This window comes from Nonomuraea mesophila (assembly GCF_004352805.1).
In the GTDB taxonomy this organism is placed as follows: domain Bacteria; phylum Actinomycetota; class Actinomycetes; order Streptosporangiales; family Streptosporangiaceae; genus Nonomuraea; species Nonomuraea longispora.
Map to the genome: position 1 here is coordinate 1 of NZ_SMLD01000175.1, position 19260 is coordinate 19260.

At 72.1% G+C, this 19260-nt stretch carries 19 protein-coding genes and 1 pseudogene; 7 read left to right on the top strand and 13 right to left on the bottom strand.

Translation table 11 applies throughout. The annotated features are described in order from the left end of the window. From E1295_RS39795 to E1295_RS39805, 3 genes are all read right to left on the bottom strand, one after another. Window positions 1-965, bottom strand: a 965-nt coding sequence (locus E1295_RS39795; RefSeq protein WP_166427643.1) for an AMP-binding protein, incomplete at its 3' end; no start/stop codon positions are given. Next, window positions 962-2029 (bottom strand): LLM class flavin-dependent oxidoreductase, encoded by a 1068-nt coding sequence (locus E1295_RS39800; RefSeq protein ID WP_132639108.1) that lies wholly within the window; start codon window positions 2027-2029, stop codon window positions 962-964. The genes E1295_RS39795 and E1295_RS39800, both read right to left, overlap by 4 nt. 95 nt (window positions 2030-2124) lie before the next feature. Continuing rightward, window positions 2125-3288 (bottom strand): MFS transporter, encoded by a 1164-nt coding sequence (locus tag E1295_RS39805; RefSeq protein WP_132639110.1) that lies wholly within the window; start codon window positions 3286-3288, stop codon window positions 2125-2127. 71 nt (window positions 3289-3359) lie between these two features. On the opposite strand from E1295_RS39805, the gene E1295_RS39810 reads away from it, so the two are divergent. Next, on the top strand, window positions 3360-4394 hold the full coding sequence (locus E1295_RS39810) for an ROK family transcriptional regulator (protein ID WP_220449120.1): 1035 nt from the start codon (window positions 3360-3362) through the stop codon (window positions 4392-4394). Here E1295_RS39810 and E1295_RS39815 read toward each other — a convergent pair. From E1295_RS39815 to E1295_RS39835, 5 genes are all read right to left on the bottom strand, one after another. Beyond that, window positions 4378-5517, bottom strand: a complete 1140-nt coding sequence (locus E1295_RS39815) for a M20 family metallopeptidase (RefSeq protein ID WP_220449121.1) — start codon at window positions 5515-5517, stop codon at window positions 4378-4380. The two genes, E1295_RS39810 and E1295_RS39815, sit on opposite strands and share 17 nt — an antisense overlap. Before the next feature lie 142 nt (window positions 5518-5659). Next, a complete protein-coding gene (locus E1295_RS39820) occupies window positions 5660-7108 on the bottom strand; it encodes an ATP-binding protein (protein ID WP_132639112.1) in 1449 nt (482 codons plus the stop codon). Beyond that, window positions 7105-8754 carry an NAD(P)/FAD-dependent oxidoreductase gene (locus tag E1295_RS39825; protein WP_132639114.1) on the bottom strand — a complete coding sequence of 550 codons (1650 nt, stop codon included), beginning with the start codon at window positions 8752-8754 and terminating at the stop codon, window positions 7105-7107. The genes E1295_RS39820 and E1295_RS39825 overlap by 4 nt, the downstream gene beginning before the upstream one ends. Window positions 8755-8884: 130 nt before the next feature. Next, window positions 8885-9646 (bottom strand): SDR family NAD(P)-dependent oxidoreductase, encoded by a 762-nt coding sequence (locus E1295_RS39830; RefSeq protein ID WP_166427644.1) that lies wholly within the window; start codon window positions 9644-9646, stop codon window positions 8885-8887. A gap of 47 nt (window positions 9647-9693) precedes the next feature. Then, on the bottom strand, window positions 9694-10539 hold the full coding sequence (locus E1295_RS39835; RefSeq protein ID WP_246080913.1) for an RNA polymerase sigma-70 factor: 846 nt from the start codon (window positions 10537-10539) through the stop codon (window positions 9694-9696). A gap of 109 nt (window positions 10540-10648) precedes the next feature. Here E1295_RS39835 and E1295_RS39840 point away from each other — a divergent pair, with 109 nt between their 5' ends. Both E1295_RS39840 and E1295_RS39845 read left to right on the top strand, forming a co-directional pair. Then, window positions 10649-11323 carry a ThuA domain-containing protein gene (locus E1295_RS39840; protein ID WP_132639120.1) on the top strand — a complete coding sequence of 225 codons (675 nt, stop codon included), beginning with the start codon at window positions 10649-10651 and terminating at the stop codon, window positions 11321-11323. A gap of 51 nt (window positions 11324-11374) precedes the next feature. After that, entirely contained in the window at window positions 11375-12274 is a 900-nt protein-coding gene (locus E1295_RS39845; RefSeq protein ID WP_132639122.1) for a hypothetical protein, read from the top strand. A gap of 13 nt (window positions 12275-12287) precedes the next feature. Here E1295_RS39845 and E1295_RS39850 read toward each other — a convergent pair whose 3' ends face one another. Together E1295_RS39850 and E1295_RS39855 are read right to left on the bottom strand one after the other, a co-directional pair. Continuing rightward, window positions 12288-12695: an ectoine synthase gene (locus tag E1295_RS39850; RefSeq protein ID WP_246080914.1), complete on the bottom strand. Its 408-nt coding sequence runs from the start codon at window positions 12693-12695 to the stop codon at window positions 12288-12290. Then, complete coding sequence (locus E1295_RS39855) at window positions 12686-13315, bottom strand: flavodoxin family protein (RefSeq protein WP_132639124.1); 630 nt, start codon at window positions 13313-13315, stop codon at window positions 12686-12688. Before E1295_RS39855 ends, E1295_RS39850 begins: the two co-directional genes overlap by 10 nt. A gap of 104 nt (window positions 13316-13419) precedes the next feature. Here E1295_RS39855 and E1295_RS39860 point away from each other — a divergent pair, with 104 nt between their 5' ends. Next, window positions 13420-14355 (top strand): LysR family transcriptional regulator, encoded by a 936-nt coding sequence (locus tag E1295_RS39860; protein ID WP_166427645.1) that lies wholly within the window; start codon window positions 13420-13422, stop codon window positions 14353-14355. On the opposite strand, the gene E1295_RS39865 is transcribed toward E1295_RS39860, so the two are convergent. After that, entirely contained in the window at window positions 14319-14939 is a 621-nt protein-coding gene (locus tag E1295_RS39865; protein WP_132639128.1) for a MerR family transcriptional regulator, read from the bottom strand. The genes E1295_RS39860 and E1295_RS39865 overlap by 37 nt on opposite strands. Before the next feature lie 15 nt (window positions 14940-14954). After that, the gene (locus E1295_RS39870) at window positions 14955-15803 is read right to left on the bottom strand and encodes a LysR family transcriptional regulator (protein ID WP_132639130.1); all 849 of its coding nucleotides are present in this window, start codon (window positions 15801-15803) and stop codon (window positions 14955-14957) included. A gap of 299 nt (window positions 15804-16102) precedes the next feature. Here E1295_RS39870 and E1295_RS39880 point away from each other — a divergent pair, with 299 nt between their 5' ends. The 3 genes from E1295_RS39880 (at window position 16103) to E1295_RS39890 (ending at window position 18766) form a co-directional block, all read left to right on the top strand. Further along, window positions 16103-17176 (top strand): thiolase C-terminal domain-containing protein, encoded by a 1074-nt coding sequence (locus E1295_RS39880; protein WP_132639132.1) that lies wholly within the window; start codon window positions 16103-16105, stop codon window positions 17174-17176. An 89-nt stretch (window positions 17177-17265) separates the two neighbouring features. After that, window positions 17266-17799, top strand: a complete 534-nt coding sequence (locus tag E1295_RS39885) for an RNA polymerase sigma factor (protein ID WP_132639134.1) — start codon at window positions 17266-17268, stop codon at window positions 17797-17799. A gap of 37 nt (window positions 17800-17836) precedes the next feature. Further along, complete coding sequence (locus E1295_RS39890; protein ID WP_132639136.1) at window positions 17837-18766, top strand: hypothetical protein; 930 nt, start codon at window positions 17837-17839, stop codon at window positions 18764-18766. A gap of 71 nt (window positions 18767-18837) precedes the next feature. Here E1295_RS39890 and E1295_RS49370 read toward each other — a convergent pair. Further along, window positions 18838-19260 (bottom strand): annotated as a pseudogene (locus E1295_RS49370) (ATPase); the annotation flags it as partial.

Here is a 19260-nt window from a genome sequence, read left to right on the forward strand (position 1 = left end):
TCCGCCAGCCCCAGGAACGTGAGCATCCCGCCCACCTCCGTCTGCCCGTACCCGCCCATCTTCGACCGGCACCAGGGCGAGCCGTCCACGGTGATCATGTCGTCCCACTCGGCCGAGTGGGCGACGAACCGCAGGGACGACAGGTCGTACGCGCCGTCCGCGTTCGCCTTCGTGACGGCGTCGATCATCGGCCCGAACAGGAACGCCTGCGTCACCCGCTCGGCGTCGACCAGCCGGCAGACCTCCTCGGGGTCGAACGCGGGGGTGAAGACGTTCGTGCCGCCGATCTGGAACGTCGCCAGGCAGAACATCATCGTGCCCACGTGGTAGAGCGGGCCGCTGTTGAGGAAGGTGAAGCCCGGCTCCATCTGCCGGACGACGAGCAGCGAGGTGGCGTGGGCGACGAGCGCGGCGCTGCCGAGCAGGGCGGCGCACGGCCGGCCGCCGAACGCGGCGGTGTAGAGGGCCAGCACCGGCTCGGAGTCCGCCACCTGGGGGAACTCCCGGGGGCTCGCGCCGGCGATCAGCCGCTCGTACTCGTCGCCCGCCCGCACCCACACACCCTGCCCCGAGCCGCGCAGCACGTCCGGCGCACCCGTCGTGCCTGGCGCGTCCGTCGCGCTCGTCGGGTCCGGCGGCTCCCAGACGACGACCGACGGGGTCAGATCGGCCAGCACGAACCGCAGCTCGTCCTCCGACTGCCGCCAGTTGGCCGGGCAGCACACCGCTCCCAGGCGCGAGCAGGCCAGCAGCAACTCCAGCACCGCGCAGGAGTTGCGGCCCAGCCAGAGCACCCGGTCGCCGCCGCCCACCCCCAGGCCGGCCAGGGCGCCGGCCAGGCGGGTCACGCGGGCGTCGAGCTCCGGGTACGTCAGCCGCGTCGCGCCGTCCACCACCGCGGTGACCCCTGGGCGGCTGCGGGCGTGGTCGGCGAGGACGTCCGACAGGGACAGGCTGTGGATCATGTGAGCCTCCGGGGGAATGCGGGCATCACTTCGGCGGCGAAGAACCGCATGACCCGCTTCATGTCCTCCAGCGGCATCGGCCGGGTGCTGCCGAAGTCGCACAGGAGGTTCGTGAAGCCGGCGTCCCGCAGCAGCGTGATCTGCTCGATCACCCGTGCCGGGTCCCCGATGACCTCCAGCTGCTCCCACCGGAAGCCGGCCGACACGGTGCCGCCCTTGAGATAGCGGTCCTGGTAGTACTCGAAGCCCTGCGCGGCGCGGCCGGTCCTCCGGTCGATGGGGGCGCTGCGCTCGTTGAAGATGCGCGAGCGGTCGAACGACGCCTCGAAACGTTCCTGGTCCGCGCGGGCCTGCTCAAGGGTGGGGGCGACGTACACGCTGCGTGCGACCACCAGCTCGGCCCCGTCCGGGTGGCCGGCCTGGGCGGCCGTCTCCCGCCAGGCCCCGGCCGCCGCGCAGACCTTGCGGAACGTCGCGGCGGGGTCGGCCAGAATGGGCAGCCCGCGCTCGGCGTACATGGTGACGGTCTCGGGCGAGACGGCCGCGACGTGCAGCGGCGGGTGGGGCGTCTGCAGCGGCCTCGGCACGAGCGAGACCTCGGCGCCGGTCCGGTAGAACTTCCCTTCGTGCTGGTACGTCTCCCGCGTCCAGAGCCCGACGATGACGTCGAGCGCCTCGTTGAACCGGTCGCGGGCCTCCGCCAGGTCGATGCCGAACCCCTCGAACTCGGCGCTCTGGTATCCGCGCCCTATTCCCAGGTCGAGCCGGCCGCCGGAGAGCACGTCCACCTGCGCGGCCTCCTCGGCCACGTGGATCGGGTCGTGCAGGGGCAGGACGACGATGCCGGTGCCCAGCCGCAGCCGCGTGGTGCGGGCGGCAGCGTGGGCGAGCATGGTGAACAGGTTGGGGGCGACGCCGTAGTCGCGAAAGTGGTGCTCGGCCAGCCGTACCCCGTCGAACCCCAGCTCCTCGGCCAGTTCGATGAGCTCCAGGTGGTGGTCGTAGACGTCCTTGAAGCTCTGGCCGTCGAAGCGGTGGAAGAGGTGGAAGGTCGAGAACTTCATGCGGCGGCCCCTCAGGTAAACCAAGCGCTCGCTTGGGAGCGTATACGTGAGAGCCCGCCGCAGTCCAGGCCGGGCGACGCGCCGGGGCCGCCCCGTCAACGGGCGCTGAGCGCCTCTTCCCTCGGCGGCGCGGACGCGGGCGAGGGCCGCAGGACGGGGGCCAGCAGCGTCAGCAGCGCCACCACGCCGGTGATCATCACGAACGCGGCCGGGTAGGACAACCAGTCCGCGACCCATCCGATGACGGCGGGTGCCGACAGCCCCGACACGTACGTGATCGTGGCCACGCCCGCGACGCCCGCACCCGGCGTCGTCCCGGCGTTGCCCGCCGCCGTGAACACCAGCGGCACGACCACCGCCACGCCGAGCCCCAGCAGGGCGAACCCGGCGATGCCCAGGGCGGGGGAGCGGGCCGCGACCACCATGACGCAGCCGGCGGTCGCCACGATGCCGCCTGCCCTGACGGCCACCACGGGTCCGAGCGCACGGATGACCCGGTCGCCCGCCAGCCGGGCCCCCGCCATGGAGACCATGAGCACGGTGTATCCGGCGGCGGCCGCCCCAGGACCGGCGGAGGTGATCTCGGAGAGGTAGACGGCTGCCCAGCCGGCGCCGGCGCCCTCCGCGAACGTGGCGCAGAACCCGACCGCGCCGATGGCCAGAATGCCGCGCGAGGGGAGGACGAGACGGCGGGGCGCGGGCGCGTGGGTGGACGTGTCGCTGGGCGGCAGGCTGCTCCCGACCATCGCGCCCAGAACGATCAGCGTGAGGGAGACCGCCGCGAGGTGGATCCTGGCGTCGATGCCGGCCTGCGCGGCCAGGGCTCCGACGCCGCCCGCGGTCAGGCAGCCCACGCTCCACATGCCGTGCAGTCCTGACATGATCGAGCGGCCGATACGGCGTTCGAGCACGACGGCGTGGGCGTTCATCACCACGTCGCACATGCCGGCCGTGCAGCCGTACAGCAGGAACGCCGCGAACAACCAGCCGGGCGCGGGCGAGAGCACGGGCAGCATCACGCTCGCGCACCACACGGCGAGCAGCGCGCGGGTGGCGGCGCGCGCGCCGAAGCGGTGAGCCAGGCGGGCGGCCAGCGGCAGGCCGATGATGGCGCCGATCGACGGGAAGAGCAGCGCGAGGCCGAGGATGCCGGGGCCGAGGTCCAGCCGGTCCTGGAGCCAGGGGATGCGGGTGGCCAGGCTGCCGCCGACGGCGCCGTGCAGGGCGAAGACGACGGCGATGGCCCGATGGGAATTCATACCAGCAAATTATCAGGAAGGGTTCCTGATGGAAATAGATTTCAGGCAGGTTCCCTGACTAATATGGAGCCGTGAGAACCGCGACCCCGTCCATGGCCCGTGCGATCAACGACCGATTGGCGCTCGACCTGCTGCTCGAACGCGGTCCGCTGACCGCGCCGCAGCTGCGCGCGCTGACCGGCCTGTCCCGGCCGACCGTGTCCGACCTGATCGAGCGGCTGACGGACAGCGGGCTCATCGAGGTCACCGGCGAGTCCGGCGCCGAGCGGCGAGGGCCGAACGCCCGGCTCTACGGCCTCGTGGCGGGCCGCGCCCACGTGGCGGGCGTCGACCTGCGGCGTTCCGCCGTGCACGTCACAGTCGCCGACCTCGCCGGCCGGCCGGTCGGCGCGGCCTCGCGAGCGGTCGCCGGCGAGCTCACCGGTCTTGTCGCCGGCGTCGTCGAGGAGGCGGCGGCCGGCCGCGCGCTCGACATGGTCGTGATCGGCGCACCGGGGCTGGTCGACCCGGGCACCGGCGAGCTGGTCTCCGCCAACGAGGTGCCCGGATGGCGACCGGGGCTGATCTCCGCGCTGGGGCAGCGCCTCGGCGCGCAGGTGCTCCTGGAGAACGAGGTCAACCTCGCCGCCGTCGCCGAGCTCCGCACGGGAGCGGCCCAGGGGAGCGAGGACTTCGTGCTGCTCTGGCTGGGCGACGCGACCGGAGCGGCCGTCGTGCTCGGCGGCAGGGTGCGACGTGGGGCGTCGGGCGGCGCGGGCGAGATCGGGTTCCTCGACATGGGCGGCATCGACTTCTGCCACCTCGTGTCGGCCGACGCCGCCCAGGGGCTCGACCGCGCCGAGCTGGCGGTGCGCATCGCCAGGGGCGCCTTCGCCTGCGTCACCCTCCTCGACCCCGGGCTGATCGTGCTCGGCGGCGAGCTGGGACAGGACGGTGGTGACGCGCTGGCGGAGCAGGTGGCCGAGCACCTGCGGGCGATGTCACCGGCGCCCACCGAGGTCCGCGCCACCACGGTCGAGGGCGACGCGGTCCTGCACGGAGCCGTGCTCACCGCGCTCGACCACGCCCGTGACAACGTTTTCAGCGGGGTCAGGCCAGAGCGCTGACCAGCCCGATCGCCAGGGCCGTCCGCTCGGGGATGTGCTCGACCAGCACGTGCTCGTGCCGCGCGTGCGCCCCGTCCCCGATCGCCCCCATGCCGTCCAGCACCGGGCGCCCGAGCGCCGAGACGAAGTTGCCGTCGCTGGCTCCGCCGACCGCCGCCTCGTCCAGCAGCCATCCGAACCCGGCCGCCACCTCCTGCGCCTCCTTGAACAGCCGCTGGGAGGCCGGATTGGGCGTCATGGGAGGCCGGTTCCACTCGCCGGTCGACGAGATCGACACCCGCGGGTCCGACGCCCGCAGCCGGGCGAACACCTCGTCGATCCGCTCCATCTCCGCCGGATCGCTCACGCGGACGTCCACGCCGCAGGTCGCGCGCCCGGCCGCCACGTTGCGACCGGTGCCGCCGCCGATCAGGCCGACGTTGACCGTGGTGCCGCGCTCGGGGGAGCCCGCCGCGGCCAGGGTGGTGACGACCTCGGCCAGCGCGTGGATCGCGCTCGCCCCCGCGTACGGATCCAGCCCCGCGTGCGCCTCCACCCCCATGGCGCTCACGTTGAACAGCCCCACGCCCTTGCGCGCGGTCTTGACCGCGCCGTCCATGGACGCCTCGAAGACCAGGGTGGCCAGCGCGTCGATGCCGGCCTCCTCGATGTGCTCGCGCGAGGCCGGGCTGCCGATCTCCTCGTCCCCGTTGAACAGGTAACGCACGCTCGGGTGCGGCAGGCCCAGCTCGCGCAGCCCGCGCAGCGCCCAGATCGACTGCACCAGCCCCGTCTTCATGTCGAACACGCCGGGCCCCGTGGCCTTGTCGTCCACCACCGCGAACGGCCACGACCGCAGCGTCCCCGTCGGCCAGACGGTGTCGTAGTGGCAGAGCATGAGCACCGTGCCCGGGGCGGTGCCCTGATAGGTGAGCTCCAGGATGTCGCCGTGCTGCCCGCCCTCGTGCAGGATCTCGTCGTCCGGAGTCCCGAGCCGCGCGACGGCCCTGGCCCTGATCTCACGCAGACCCTTGACCAGCATGGCCTTGTCGTAGCTGTGGGTCTCCAGCTCGACCACGGCCTTCAGGTCGTCGAGCATGGCCGGTAGGGCCTGCCGGGTCCAGTCGGTGATCAACGCGAACATCCTTCCGAGGGCTGCCGGGAAAGGGACGTGGCCACGGGCAAGCCTCCTTTCCGCATTACGGTCAACCATTACACGGGGTCACGACTCGTCATGACAAGTCGTGATTGCCGCTGGTTTCCGCATGCCCTGACACGGCCCGGGCTCACACGGCGGGCTCAGGAACCGCCGTGGGCTCGCGCAGCGGAAGCCGTACCTCGAACCACGTGTCGCCCGGCTCCGAGCGCACCTTGATCTCCCCGCCGTGCCGGCCGGCCACGATCCGGTAGGAGATGTCGAGCCCCAGCCCGGTGCCCTCCCCGACGGTCTTCGTGGTGAAGAACGGCTCGAAGATCCGGTCTTTGATCGCCTCGGGCACGCCGGGCCCGGTGTCGCCGATCTCGACGATCGCCTCGTCCTCGTCGTACGCGGTGCGGATGGTCAGCGTGCCCGACTCGCCCATGGCGTCGAGCGCGTTGTGCATCAGGTTGGTCCACACCTGGTTCAGCTCGCCCGCGTAGCAGGGGATCAGCGGCAGCGTACGGTCGTAGCCGGTGACCACCGTGACCCCCGGCGGGATCTTGCCACGGAAGATCGCGACCGTGCTGTCGAGCAGGTCGTGCACGTCGACCAGCTGGAACGGCGCCCGGTCCATCTGCGAATACTGCTTGGCCGAGCGGATCAGCGACGTGATGCGCTCGGTCGCCTCGGTCACCTCGCTCAGCATCTGCGAGATCTCGATCGCCTCGGCCAGCCAGCGCAGAGCGGCCGGCGTGTGCTCCTCGCCCATCTTCTCGCGGATCTTCCGCAGGTCGTCGCTGGAGAACCCGGCGTTGACCAGCGAGGGCGCCAGATCCCACGCGTCCTCGACGCCCAGCTCGTCCAGCTCCTCGCCCAGGGCGTCCTCGGCGTCGGAGATCTCCAGCGGCGAACGCTGCTTCCCGCCCAGCGCTTCTGTGCAGTGCTCCTGCACCTCGATCAGCGTGCGCAGCTTGTCGGGCGCGATGCCGTCCGCGGCGAGCTGGGCGAGCTGGAAGCGCGAGGTCCGCAGCAGCGCGCGCAGCTCGCTCACCGCGCGCACGGCCGCCGCGGCCGGGTTGTTCAGCTCGTGCGTCAGCCCGGCCGTGATCGTGCCGAGCGCGGTGAGCCGCTGCCGCCGGTCGATGATCTCCCGCTGCATCCTGCCGCCCGACAGCAGGCCGTCGAGCAGGTGCATCGCCATGGGGAACCACTCGGCCACGATGTAGGCGAACTTCTTGGCCGGCAGCATGAAGATCCGCGAGGGGGCGGTGGCCCGCAGGGTGTGCTGGTAGGTCCGCGGCGCCCGCTCGCCGAGGTAGGCCGAGGTGGCGCCGCCGTAGACGCCGGGCTGCGAGGTGCGGGGCATGGCGACGGTGCCGGCGCTGACGGTCTCGCTGATCATCTGCACCTCGCCCTCGAGCAGCACCGCGAAGCACTCCGCCGGCTCGCCCTGCCGCAGGACGTCCTCGTCCTGCGCGTACGTCTGCACCGCGCCGCTGCCGGCCAGCTTGCCGAGCTGCTCGTCGGTCAGCCGCTCGAACAGGAACAGTTTGCGCAGCTCGTCGATGTCGATGCCGGCCTGCTCTCGGTTCATTGTTTCTCCAGGTAGCGGTGCACGAGGGTGACGGCCATCGCGCCCTCTCCGACGGCGGAGGCCACTCTCTTGATCGACTCCGCGCGTACGTCGCCCGCGGCCAGCACCCCGGGCACGTTCGTCTCCAGGTAGTACGGCTCCCGCCGCAGCGGCCAGTTGCGCGGCCGCCGCCCGCCCTGGACCAGGTCGGGCCCCGTCAGCACGAACCCGCGCGCGTCCCGTTCGACCGTCTCCCCGAGCCACGACGTGTACGGCTCCGCGCCGATGAAGACGAACAACCACTGCGCGTCGACGACGCGCTCCTCGCCCTTGGACGACAGGGTCAGCCGTTCCAGGTGGTCGCTGCCACCACCGCCGACGACCTCCGTCTCGAGGTGGACCTCGACGTTGGGCAGCGCGGCGATCTGCTCGATGAGGTAGTGGGACATGGACTTCTCCAGACCGTCACTCCTCACCAACAAGTGGACCTTGCTCGCGAATCCCGACAGGTAGACGGCCGCCTGCCCCGCCGAGTTGGCCGCGCCGACGATGTAGACCTCGGTGTCCCTGCACGCGGGGGCCTCGGTGAGGGCCGCGCCGTAGAACACGCCCCGGCTGACGAAGTCGTCGAGCCCTGGGGCCTGCAGCCGGCGGTAGGTGACGCCGGTCGCGAGGATCACCGCGTGGGCCGCGATCTCGCCGCCGTCCTTGAACCCGACCACCCGCGCCTGCCCACGCGGCTCCAGCGCGGTCACCTTGCGCGCGGTCAGCAGCTCCGCCCCGAACTTCAGCGCCTGCCTGCGGGCCCGGTCGGCCAGCTGCTGGCCGGAGACGCCGTCGGGGAAACCCAGGTAGTTCTCGATGCGGGAGCTCTGGCCCGCCTGGCCACCCGACGAGTACGCCTCGACCAGCACCGTGTTGAGCCCCTCCGACGCGCCGTAGACGGCGGCGCCGAGCCCGGCGGGCCCGCCGCCCACCACGATCAGGTCGTAGAAGTCGGTGGCCGGGGTGGTCGACAACCCCACCGTCGTGGCCAGCGTGGACTGGTCGGGCGACTGCAGCGTGGTGCCGTCGGCGGTCACCACGAGCGGCAGGTGGCAGTCCTCGCCGGCGGCCCTCACGAGCTGCTCGCCCTCCGGGTCCTCGGCCAGCATCCACTGGTACGGCACGTGGTTGCGGGCCAGGAAGTCGCGCACCTTGTACGACTGCGCGGACCACCGGTCGCCCACCACGCGCAGCTCCGACCGCTCGATCCTGTCGGTGCGCAGCCAGGCGTCGAGCTGCCCGTCGATCACCGGGTAGAACTTCTCCTCCGGCGGATCCCACGGCTTGAGCAGGTAGTGGTCGAGGTCGACCACGTTGATCGCCTGGATGGCGGCGTCGGTGTCGGCGTAGGCGGTCAGCAGCACCCGGCGCGCGTACGGATAGAGGTCCATCGCGGCCTCCAGGAACTGCACGCCGTTCATCTGCGGCATGCGGTAGTCGGCCAGCAGGGCCGCCACCTCGTCGCCGCGCAGCCGCATCTCCCTGACCGCGTCGATGGCGTCCTTGGCCGCTTCCGCGCGGACGACCCGGTAGTTCTGGCCGTAGCGACGCCTCAAGTCACGAGCGACCGCCCGCGAGACGCCCGGGTCGTCGTCCACCGTCACGATGACCGGCTTCTCCATGCCGTTACGCCCCTGCCTTGTCGCAATCCGTCCCTAAAGGGAAGGATGTCATGTGCGAAGCGGTGCCTGAGCACCTGCTCCACCAGGTCAGCGCAAAGACCGGGGAGCGGCCGTCTCCCGGCCGCGGGCGTCAGGCGATGACGTGGCTCTCCCCGCCGTCGACCAGCAGCGAAACCCCGTTCACGAACGACGCCCGCTCGCTCGCGAGGAACGCCACCACGTCGCCCACCTCCTCGGCGCGTCCGATGCGGCCGACCGGCACCGACTCGCCCCGCTGCCGCAGCGCCTCCTCGCCGCCCGCCAGCTCCCGCAGCCGCTCGGTCTCGATCGGGCCTGGCATGACGTTGTTGACCAGCACGCCGTCGCGGCCCGACTCGCGGGCAAGCGTGCGCACGACGCCGGCCACGGCCGAGCGGGTGGCGTTGGACAGCGCCAGGCCGTCGATCGCCTCACGGGCCGACCTGCTGGTGACCGTGACGATGCGGCCCCAGCCGCGGGCGCGCATCTCCGGCAGGACCGCGTGGATGAGGCGCACGGTGCCGAGCAGGTTGCGCTGGATCGCGACGTCCCACTCCTCCAGCCCCACCTCGTCGAAGCGGCCGGCCGGCGGGCCGCCCGCGTTGGCCACGAGGATGTCGATCGGGCCGAGCACGTCGCGGGTCTCCTCGACCACCCGCCGTGCGGTCGCCGGGTCCTCCACGTCGGCCAGCACGGCGTGCACGACCTTGCCGTATTCCTGCAGCTCCACCACCGCGTCCGCGAGCCGCTCCGGGCTGCGGGCGCTGACGCAGACGTCGCAGCCTTCGCGCGCGAGGCTCTTCGCCGCGGCGAGCCCGATGCCCGCGCTTCCTCCGGTGACGAGGGCGACCTTGCCCGAGATGCCGAGATCCATATGCGCGACTATAGGTCGTGCGAGCGCCCACATCGGCCGCACGTGGCTCAGGTCTTGTGCACGCGTACCAGCTTGTCCGGGTTCAGCACGGTGTAGAGGTCCTGGATGCGGCCGTCGCGCACGTTCACCATCACGACCTGGTCGCCTTCCAGCGACCGGGTCCAGAGCGCCGGGTGGCCGTTGACGTCCATCAGCCGCACGCCCGTGAACGCGTAGCGGACCGTCAGGGCCGACAGGAAGGACGCCACCTTGTGCCGGCCGGAGACCGGCCGCAGCGCCGCCCTGACCTTGCCGCCGCCGTCGTTCCACGACACGACGTCCTCGTGGAACAGCTCGGTGAGCGCGTCGAGGTCGCCGCCCTTCGCCGCGTCCATGAACTTCACCAGCAGCCTGCTGTGGTCCTCGGTCGTCGGCTGGAACTTGTCACGCCCCTCGGCCAGCCGCGTGGACGCCCGGTGGTGCAGCTGCCTGGCGTTGACCACGGACGACTCGACGATCCCGGCGATCTCGTCGTACGGCAGCTCGAACGCCTCCCGCAACACGAACACCGCCCGCTCCGGCGGTGAGAGCCGCTCCATCATGTGCAGGGTGGCGTACGAGACGGTGTCACGCAGCTCGGCCGTGTCCAGGGGACCGGCCTCCGACGTCAGCACCGGCTCGGGCAGCCACGGCCCGGTGTAGGACTCCCGCTTGGCCCGCGCGGAGCGGAGCTGGTCGAGAGCCAGCCGCGACACCACGGTCACCAGGTACGCCCGCGGCTCCCTGATGCCGTCACGGTCGGCGCCCTGCCAGCGCAGCCACGCCTCCTGCACGACGTCCTCGGCGTCCCACATGCTCCCGAGCAGGCGATAGGCCAGCCCGAGCAGCATGGGGCGGTGTTCCTCGAAGTCCACGCTGGCATCATGCCCCGTCACCGCGGCGGGGCGCGTGCCGGGGGTGCCGCGTGCCGGAGGTGACGGTTCACGGGTGGTAATGCCGCGGGAAGCGTGATGGGCTGGACGGGTGGCGAGAAATCTCATCCTCTCAGGAGGCCTGTTCCATGACTTCGCCGCCACGTCGGAGGCGCTCGCAGAGGTGCTCTCCGAGGTCGGGGTCGAGTCCGAGATCACCGAGGACATCGCGGGCGCGCTGAGCGAGCCGTCCGAGGTCCAGCTCATCACCGTCAACGCGCTGCGCTGGCAGATGGGCCACGACCGTTTCGCCGACCAGCGGGCCGCATCGGCCTTCTCCTTACCGGCCGGGGCCCGCACCACCCTTCTCGACCACCTCGACCGGGGCGGCGGGCTGCTGTGCATGCACTCCGCGTCGATCTGCTTCGACGACTGGCAGGGCTGGCCGCGCGTCCTGGGCGGCTGCTGGAGCTGGCCCAAGTCCCACCATCCGCCGCTGGGGTGGACGGGGGTACGCGTGCACGGCGGGCATCCGGTGGTCGACGGCCTGCGCGACTTCGACGTGGTCGACGAGGTCTACAGCGACCTCCACGTGCTGCCCGACGTCAAGCCGCTGGCCTCGTCGAACGGCCAGCCCCTCGTCTGGGCGCGGCCGGTCCGGCGCGGCCGGGTCTTCTACGACGCGCTGGGCCACGACACCAGGTCCTACGACAACGAGATCCACCGGACGCTCCTTCAGCGGGCGGCGTTGTGGCTGCTCAAACGGCCGGTCACGATCCGCGAGTGACGTGTCCGGAAGTTACAAGACCACGGGCGGCGGTCCGGGCACGATGACGGTATGAACGTGAACCTCTCCGCGATCCCCGGCTTCCTGGCCGGGCACGCGCGTGTCCTTGACCGCCGCCGCTACGACCTGATGACGGGCGCGGGCGACGCCGCCTCCGTGCTGGCCGCCCTCGACGCCTACCGCAACCCCGACGGCGGCTACGGCTGGGGCCTCGAACCCGACCTGCGCACGCCCGAGAGCCAGCCGGGCACCGCGCTGCACGCCTTCGAGGTGTTCGGGGAGGCCGCCCCGCAGATGACGCCGCCCACCATGCCGCACGCGGCGGCGCTGTGCGACTGGCTGGAGTCCGTGACGCTGCCCGACGGCGGGCTGCCGTTCTCGCTCCCGCTCGCCGTCTCCGAGGCCAGCGCTCCCTGGTGGAGGAGCGGCGACCCGTCCGTGTCGTCCCTGCAGATCACCTCCGTGACGGCGGCCGCGGCGCACCAGGTCGCCGCGCACGACCCGGCCGTCGCGGCGCACCCGTGGCTGGAGCGGGCCACCCGCCACTGCCTCGACGCGATCCAGCGGCTGGAGGGCATGCCGCACGCGTACGTGCTGCTGTTCTGCGTACGTTTCCTCGACGCCGTCCACGACAGCAGGCCGGAGGCGGCCGAGCTGCTCAAGCGGCTGGCCGGTCACATCCCGGCGGACGGGCGGGTGCCGGTCGAGGGCGGCACCGAGGAGGAGGCGCTGCGGCCGCTCGACTTCGCGCCCCTGCCGGGCAGCCCGGCCCGCCGCCTGTTCGAGCCCGAGGTGATCGCCGCGGACCTCGTACGGCTGGCGGGGGAGCAGCAGGACGACGGCGGGTGGGTCGTCGACTACGCGCGCATCTCACCCGCCGGGGCGCTCGAATGGCGCGGCGCCGTCACGGTCGGCGCGGTCCGCACCCTGCGCGCCAACGGCATGGTCTAGAGCATGGGGTTCGTCAGAACCCGGAGGGGCGTCCCGGCGCGAGGTCGTGGTTCTCGTCACCGTTGAGCGCCGGGCTGAACACGCAGATCAGCCGCATCCCGCCGGCAGAGGTCAGGCGGTGTTCCTCGCCCGGGTCCGGTGCGTACAACGTGCCGGGGGCGAGGGCGAACAGCCCGTCGGCCGTCTCCACCCGGCCCTCGCCCTCGACGCAGTAGCAGGCTTCGAGGTGCCGGTCGTACCGGAGGAGGGTGGTCGTGCCCGAGCGCACGTAGGTGTCGGTGAGCGTGTATCCGCGTCCGTCCGCCGCGACGAGGAGGCGGCGGCTCGTACCGTTGGTCCAGTCGACGTCGTGCGCGGATCCGAGAACGTCGTGAAATGTCCGGATGAGCATCATGGCTCCGGTGCGTGCGGTCAGGGCCACACCACACCGTCGCGGACGGTGTCGATGCGGTGGTCGCTCACGTGTCCCTCGAACAGGCGCGTTCCGAGACCGTACGCCTGGGCCAGCGGATCGGCGGGGTCGCGTGCCACCTCTCCGCGCGAGTTGGCGACGCCGCGCACGACGCCGACCAGGTCGTGGTGGAGGTAGCGGGCGAGCTCCTGCAGCTGCGCGGTGACGCCGACCATCGAGCCCGGGTAGGTCTCCTCGGAGCTCACCACGACGGCCAGCCGCTTGCCGACGAGGCGTCGCCTGACGTCCGCGCAGCCGGGGTAATCGGTTTTGAGGTAGCAGAAGAGGCGGTCGATGAAGATCTTCAGCTGCCCCGCGATGCCGTACCAGTAGAGCGGGGTGGCCAGGACGAGCGCGTCGGCGGGAAGGACCTGCCGCAGCAGCAGGGGCTCGTAGCCGTCCCCGATCGAGCATGCGCCGTCGGCCTGCCGGCACGTGCGGCAGTCGCGCAGGGGCGCCGCGACCGCATCGGACAGATCGGCGAGCTCGACCTCGTGCCCGCGGCTCGCCGCCCCTTCCAGTACGGCCTCCGCCAGCAGGCGTGAGTTGCCGTCCTTGCGGGGGCTCGCGCTCAGGGCGAGTGCTTTCATCGGCCGTGCACCTCTTCCTTCTCGGCTGCTCGGCTCCCATGCTGCCGGTCGTCAACCGTGAAGACAATCAAATGTTTCTGGCTGGTAATGGTAAGTTGATGTGCATGGTCGATCCGGCTCGCCTGAAGCTGCTCGTGGCCCTGCACGAGCAGGGCACGCTCCATGCCGCGGCCTCCACGCTGCACATCTCGCCGTCCGCCGCCTCCCAGCAACTGGCGACGCTGACGCGCGAGGCCGGGGTGCCGCTCGCCGAGGCCGACGGCCGCAAACTGCGTCTCACGGACGCCGGCCTGGTGCTCGTGGAGCATGCCTATGCCATGCTCGCGCTGGTCGAGCGGGCGATGGGCGAGGTTCAGGCCACGGTGAACGGCGAGCTGGGGCGGATCACGGTGGGCTCCTTCCCCTCGACGATCTCTTCCCTGCTCATCCCGGCGGCTCTCATGCTCCGCGACAGCCATCCACGGCTGCAGGTCGACATCCGCGAGATCGCCGCGCCCGACTGCCGCGACCGGCTCGCCGGCGGAGAGCTCGACGTGGTCGTCGAGGTGGAGGCGGAGGGAGCGCCGTCCGGCGACGACACGAGATGCACCAGGGTGGAGCTGGGCACCGACGACTTCGACCTCGCCCTGCCGATCGTGCACCCGTCGGCGCGCGAGCCGTCGGTCGACCTGTCGCGGCTGCGGGACGAGGAGTGGGTCAGCACCATCGAAGGCGACGCCTGCGACCGCCTGCTGCACCTCGCCTGCGCCTCCGCCGGGTTCCGCCCCCGGGTGCGGCACCGGGCCGGCGACTGGACGGCGATCCTGGCCCTGGTCGAAGCGGAGATGGGCATCGCCTTCGTTCCCCGCGCCGCACGGCTGCCCGTCCCCGCGGGGGTCGTCAGCGTGGCCCCGACCGGGCACGACATCCGGCGGCACGTCTACGCGGCGGTCCGGCGCGGGTCGGAGGCCCGGCCGGCGATCGCGGCGTATCTCACGGCGCTCGAAGCCGTCGCGGCGCGGGGCTACAGGCCGAGGCGGGCGGCCGACTCCGACTCCTGAGCCATCCTGCGCAGCGCGTCGAACGCCCGGCCGTAGAGGACCGTGCCGAGCACCAGGGCCTCCACGGCGGCGTCGCGCGGGCCGTCGAACGGGATCTTGTCCATCTCCACCTCCGACACCAGCTTCCTCGCCGTCTCGACGTAGGGCGCGAGGTCCACGGCCAGGCCGAGCTGGCGCATCCTGACCAGCGTCTGGGCCAGCTCGTCGCGGGTGGGGGCCTCGGGCGTGACGTTCCAGCCGAGCTTCTCGACGAGGTGGTCGACCTCGGCGCGGGCCCGCTGCCACTCCTCGCCGGAATCCGGCTGCACGCCGGGGCTGAGGGCGTAGTGGGCGATGCCCAGCATCTCGTGAATGGGCAGCGACTCGTCGTCGACGGCGGCGACGACCTGCTTGATCGAGGCGACGGAGAGCCTGCCCACGTCGAGCAGGGCCCGGATCAGGCGGAGCCGGCGCAGGTGCGACTCGTCGTACGCGGCCCGCGTCGGGGCCGTCTGCTCGCCCTGGTGGAGCATGCCCTCACGCAGGTAGTACTTGATCGTGGGGATGGCCACGCCTGACCTGGCGCTCAGTTCGGAGATGCGCATCAATAGATATTAGCGCTATCCAGATCGGGCCAGGTGACGGGCCGCGCTGACCAGCTCCTGTACGTCGGCCTGACGGTTCCAGAGGAAGACGACCTCCAGGGGAGGGACCTCCTCCTTGATGGGGAGGAAGACGAGCGTGTCGGGGATCCGCGTGCCCTCGTGGACGCAGAGGGCGTAGCCCGCGCCCGAGTCCACCATGTCGATGACCAGGTCGTGCGTGGCCGCCGACGGGCCGAGGCGGGGGTGCAGGCGGTGGCGTACGAACCCTTCGAGGAATCGGCGGGCGCCGGCCACCGCGTCGGACTCCGGCATGACCAGCGGCTCCGACGCCAGGTCCGCCAGTGACAGCGTTCCGGCGGCGGCCAGGGGATGCGAACGCGGCATCAGCGCGTGCACCGGGAAACGGTGCACGAGCATGCGGCCCACGCCCCTCGGCATGGAGCCGGGCGCGTAGCCGAGCCCGGCCTGCAGCGCGCCGTCGGCGATGGAGACGAGCTGCTCGGCCGTCCCCATCGGGGCGACGCGCAGGTTTCCGTTCTGCAGCTGGGACAGCAGGCGGGCCACCACGTCGGTCAGCCCGTCGGCCACGCCGAGGCGGGCGACGTGGCCCTTGCTCCTCGCGGCCGTCACGGCCCGCTCGAAGGCGTCGACCGCGACGGTGGCCTGGGCCAGGAACGCCTCGCCCGCCTCGGTGAGCCGCACCCCGCTCGACGAGCGGCTGAACAGCTCGACGCCGATCTCCTTCTCCATGGCTCTGAGCTGCTCGGACAGCGTGGGCTGGGAGATGTGCAGTGCGGCGGCGGCGCGGCGCAGGGAACCCGCGCGCGCGATCGCGAGGGCGTAGCGGACGTAGCGTAGATCCATCGCTCACCTCGGCCGTGATGATGATGATGGGCTATCGGTTGATCGAACCTCGGTATTACAAGAGGCGATAGCTTCCGTGAAGATACACAGTTATCCGGCGCCGTCGATCTTCCGGCGCCGGGCCCTCACCCGCTGGCCGGGGGCCTGTCGTGCGGTTCCGGCCGGTGCGGGGGCGGGGTCTGCGGACGCCGAACGCGGGCGTTCCGGCCGGCCGCAAAGGCGGGGCGCGGCCTGTTGAGCAAGCGCTTGTCTGGATCGGTGCGGCCGGTTAGCGTGATCGGGGCGGGGGAGGGAGGAACATGCAGCCGTTCGCAGGGCGGGCGGCCGTGGCCGGGATCGGGATGACGGCCCTGACCAGGAGGTCCGGGCGCACCGAGGAGGAGCTCGCGGCCGAGGCGTGCCGGGCCGCCTGCGCGGACGCGGGGATCGGGCCGCGCGAGGTGGACGCGGTGCTCAGCTACCACATGAACGACTCCGCGCCGGTCGTACGGGTGGCCAGGGCGCTCGGGATCGAGCGGCTCGGCTGGCACAACGACATCGCCGGCGGGGGCACGCAGGCGGCGTCGATCCTCGGGGACGCGGCGATGCTGATCCAGGCCGGGCTCGCCCGCAATATCTTGATATATCGGGCGCTCAACGGGCGCTCAGGCACGCGCATGAACACCGCCTCCACGGGCCCATCCACTGGCACCCCCACGTACGGACTGGCGGGCCCCATCCCCCTGTTCGCCCTGGCCGCCACCCGCTACCTGCACGACACCGGCCTCACCGCCGAGCACCTGCACGCCGTCGTCGCCCAGTCCAGGCGCAACGCCGCGGCCAACCCCCGCGCCCTGCGCCGCGACCCCCTCCCTCTCGACGCCTACCTGGCCAGGCCGTACGTCTGCACCCCGTTGCGCACGGTCGACTGCTGCCAGGAGACCGACGGGGCGTGCGCGCTGCTGGTCAGCGCCGTGCTCGACGGGCCGCGCGTGCACGCCGTGGTGCGCGGGGGAGGGCCGGGCTGCTCGTCGATGGACCGCGCGCCCGACGTGAGCACGATCTTCTCCGCGTACGTGGCCCCCATGCTCTGGGAGGCCTCCGGGATGCGGCCCGCGGACGTGGACGTGGCCCTGCCGTACGACGCCTACTCGTGGCTCGTGCCCAGGCAACTGGAGGACCTCGGCTTCGTGGCGCGCGAGGAGCTCGGGGCCTACCTGCTGGAGGGACGGCACGCCTGGGTGAACCCGCACGGAGGTCTGCTCTCGGAGGGGTACGTGCACGGGCTGAACAACGTCGCCGAGGCCGTCAGGGAGCTGCGATCGGGGCGTTCCGTGGCGCTGGTGACGGGGTTCGGCGGGAGCTACGGAAGCGCCGCACTGCTCGTGAGGTGAAAAATCGGCTGAAATGCTGAAGGCCCCTTCGACATGTACGGGGTGTTCCGATTCCCCGACCCCGAGGAGGCCGACCATGGGATCCGCCCGTGGATGACGACCGGAGAAGCCGGTTCGAGGCCGTCTACAAGCAAACGTACGAACGCATCCTCGGCTACGCCGTGCGCCGCTGCGACTCTCCCGAGGACGCGGCGGACGTGGTCGCCGAGACCTTCGCCATCGCGTGGCGCCGCTTCGACGCCCTGCCGCCCGGCGAGCAGGCCCCGCTCTGGCTGTACGGAGTGGCGAGGAACGTGCTGGCCAACCACCACCGCGGCCAGGCCAGGCACCGGCACAGGAACACGGAGCTCGACACCGAGCTCGCCGACCTCTACGGCCACTCACCCGAGAGCGGCGTCGAGGTCGGCGCGATCGCGCGGGCCTTTCGCGAGTTGCCCGCCGACGACCGCGAGCTGATCTCGCTCGTCGCCTGGGAGGGCCTGGACCACGGAGAGCTCGCCAAGGTCCTCGGCTGCTCGCGCAACGCCGTGCGCATCCGGCTCTACCGGGCGCGCAAGCGCCTGTCCAAGGCGCTGGCCGGTGCAGGCGTCTCCGTCGGCGGCGTCGTCATGGAGTCGTTGTGACGTGCGCCCTTACGGACTTCAGCGAAAGGAAGCATCGATGAACGATCTGCGGCATCTCGCCAGGGTCCGCGACGAGGACCTGGCAGGACAGGCGACCGGCGCGGGGGCCCGGACGCTCCTCACCTCGATCACCGGCGAAGCACAGGAGAGCATGATGAGTGATTCGGCGAACGGACTCGTACCCGGCCGTGGCCTGTTCCGTGGCCTGTTCCGCGGCCTGTTCCGCGGCCGTACCGGCCGCCTGGCCGCGGGCGCCGTGGCCGTCGCGGGCCTGGCCGCCGCCGCCGTGATCGGCCCGGCCGTCCTCGGCGGTCCCGCCACCTCCTACGCCAGCTCCGCCATCGACATCGAGCTGCGCGGCGACCAGTACGTCGCCACCATCAAGGACCCGCTCGCCGACTACGCCGAGTACACGAAGGGGTTCAAGGCGGTGGGCCTGAACGTGCGGCTGCAGCCCGTGCCCTCCTCGCCGTCCAAGGTGGGTCGTGTCACCGGGGTGAGCGCCCCCGGCATCCGGGTCAGCCACCCCGACCAGCTCGGCATCGGTTCCGGGACAACGCCCGCGGGCTGCACGCCCGGCCAGGACGGTTGCGCGATGACCCTGCTGGTGAAACGCGACTTCGCCGGTGACGCCCTCGTCAAGCTCGGCCGGCCGGCCCGGCCCGGGGAGAAGTATCAGAGCAGGGCAACCCCGGCGACGGCCAAGGGCGAGATGCTCGAAGGTTACGACCCCGTGGAGAAGACCGTGGCCGAGGTACGGGAGGAAGCGCGCGACCGCGGCCTCACGATGGTCTTCCAGATCATCACGCCCTCCCCGGACTACACCGGCTACCGGGCGGAAGGCCGGCCGCGGGCCGAGGCCGGCGACGAGTGGATCGTCTGGAAGGCGGAGTCGGAGCAGGCCGGGGTGCTGCGCCTGCTCGTCACCCCGGAACGCCTGCCTCGCAACCCCATCCAGCCCGCCTGACCCGCCCCGCTAGCCGGGCGCGGCGCGCCTGACCCGCCCCGCGACGCAACTGCGGGACGGGGACGGCGCGCCTAAGCGGGATGCGTGAAGCGGAAGTGGTACGCCTCGGCCTCCCGCGGGCTCAGCAGGGGCCGAGCGGCCAGCCAGGCCGCCGCCCCCGCCGGATCTCCCGCCGTGACCGCACCCTCCAGAAGGCCCCGTACGGCATCGCGTACGGGGCCTTCCGCCGTGAGCACACCACCGGCCAGCACGAGGGGTCTCCCGGGTTCGTGCACCAGGGAGGCGGTGCTCGCCAGCCTGGCCGCGGCCTCGGCCACGATGGACACCGCCACCGGATCGCCGCCCACGGCCGCCTCGCTCACCAGCGGGGCCAGCTCGGCCAGCGCGAGGGGCGGCCGGGCATGCGCCGCGGCGGCCAGCCGTGCCCCCGGATCGCCACCTGGGCCATCGGGCAGCAGCCGCCGCAGAACCAGTTCCGCCAGCAACCCCCGCCC

Excerpts from the sequence above, each read along its gene's own strand:
- E1295_RS39800 (WP_132639108.1), bottom strand. The coding sequence starts at position 2,029 with ATGAAGTTCTCGACCTTCCACCTCTTCCACCGCTTCGACGGCCAGAGC.
- E1295_RS39805 (WP_132639110.1), bottom strand. The coding sequence starts at position 3,288 with ATGAATTCCCATCGGGCCATCGCCGTCGTCTTCGCCCTGCACGGCGCC.
- E1295_RS39815 (WP_220449121.1), bottom strand. The coding sequence starts at position 5,517 with ATGTTCGCGTTGATCACCGACTGGACCCGGCAGGCCCTACCGGCCATG.
- E1295_RS39820 (WP_132639112.1), bottom strand. The coding sequence starts at position 7,108 with ATGAACCGAGAGCAGGCCGGCATCGACATCGACGAGCTGCGCAAACTG.
- E1295_RS39825 (WP_132639114.1), bottom strand. The coding sequence starts at position 8,754 with ATGGAGAAGCCGGTCATCGTGACGGTGGACGACGACCCGGGCGTCTCG.
- E1295_RS39830 (WP_166427644.1), bottom strand. The coding sequence starts at position 9,646 with ATGGATCTCGGCATCTCGGGCAAGGTCGCCCTCGTCACCGGAGGAAGC.
- E1295_RS39845 (WP_132639122.1), top strand. The coding sequence starts at position 11,375 with ATGAACGTGAACCTCTCCGCGATCCCCGGCTTCCTGGCCGGGCACGCG.
- E1295_RS39855 (WP_132639124.1), bottom strand. The coding sequence starts at position 13,315 with ATGAAAGCACTCGCCCTGAGCGCGAGCCCCCGCAAGGACGGCAACTCA.
- E1295_RS39860 (WP_166427645.1), top strand. The coding sequence starts at position 13,420 with ATGGTCGATCCGGCTCGCCTGAAGCTGCTCGTGGCCCTGCACGAGCAG.
- E1295_RS39865 (WP_132639128.1), bottom strand. The coding sequence starts at position 14,939 with ATGCGCATCTCCGAACTGAGCGCCAGGTCAGGCGTGGCCATCCCCACG.
- E1295_RS39870 (WP_132639130.1), bottom strand. The coding sequence starts at position 15,803 with ATGGATCTACGCTACGTCCGCTACGCCCTCGCGATCGCGCGCGCGGGT.
- E1295_RS39880 (WP_132639132.1), top strand. The coding sequence starts at position 16,103 with ATGCAGCCGTTCGCAGGGCGGGCGGCCGTGGCCGGGATCGGGATGACG.
- E1295_RS39890 (WP_132639136.1), top strand. The coding sequence starts at position 17,837 with ATGAACGATCTGCGGCATCTCGCCAGGGTCCGCGACGAGGACCTGGCA.